At 47.0% G+C, this 920-nt stretch carries 2 protein-coding genes; both read left to right on the top strand.

Features of this window, described 5'->3' with window-relative positions:
- Positions 1–374: hypothetical protein (locus A3766_RS31690; protein WP_197479787.1), on the top strand; the 374-nt coding region annotated here is incomplete at its 5' end.
- A gap of 3 nt (positions 375–377) precedes the next feature.
- Positions 378–911: a hypothetical protein gene (locus A3766_RS27110; protein ID WP_068642719.1), complete on the top strand. Its 534-nt coding sequence runs from the start codon at positions 378–380 to the stop codon at positions 909–911.
- The last annotated feature ends 9 nt before the right edge of the window (positions 912–920 follow it).

The following is a 920-nucleotide window of genomic DNA, read 5'->3' as shown; positions in this document are numbered from 1 at the left end:
CGTCAGCTTATCCGCCTTCATCGCATCGCCATACCTGGTCTCAGATTGATAGCAAGCCGAAGACGTATCCACCCTCGTCGCATAATCATGACGACCGCTATTTGCGTTTAGTTAATGCACCCAGGGCAGTCTATGTCGACGTGAGGTCTACGGGGAATACCTCAACCGCCAGTACGGCACTTAATTGGGCATTGGCAATTCATCCCAGCAGTGGTTTTAGAGATAACGACCATATTCAGGTTCGCTACAAAAATCGTTATGTGAGAGGTACAGGGAATGGCAGTGCCTGGTGGACGGATGAATACACAACCACGTTTGTTAAAGCAGGCGCATGGCGAGCGATTGCGACAAGCACCAATGGTTTCTGGGGGTAATACATGAACGTCATAGTCGTATTTAATAAATTCACTGACGAATACATCGGTATTACTTATGCAACGGATGATATGAAGTTGGATGAGGCTGCTTGCTGCGATGTTCACTTCAAGTACAAAACAGTCGACATGGATCCAGAAGCCGAGGTGTGGCAAGGCAATTTTGCCGAAGGTGCCGTAGTCCCTTTAGGGCAGCAAAAAACAGTCATTACTGAAACGGAATTAGACGCCGATTGTCAGGATAAAATCTTTCGAGAGTACCGTTACTATCATCAGCTAAATGTAGTTTATGGCGTGCTCGACAAACTTATCGAAGATTCAACCATTGATGAGTCATTGTTGAGTGAGTATCGCTCGATGCGCCAATACATTGATTCAATTGTGTCGAATAATGAGCGATACAAGCTGGCATACGCTGCTCAAGACGGATATGAGTATCGAGATAAAGCCAAGGAGCGTGAGGTATTGAACGCCCAGCTTGAGGGCGGCTTACATGAGGTTTTGGGCCGTGAAGCGCACCCAGGAACACCGCAATGATTTCTCGAT

The organism is Oleiphilus sp. HI0132 (genome assembly GCF_001635845.1).
This window is presented reverse-complemented; position numbering and strand designations above follow the sequence as displayed.

What these genes read in the sequence shown, in the direction of transcription:
- A3766_RS27110 (WP_068642719.1), top strand. Translation starts at nt 378, where the DNA reads ATGAACGTCATAGTCGTATTTAATAAATTCACTGACGAATACATCGGT.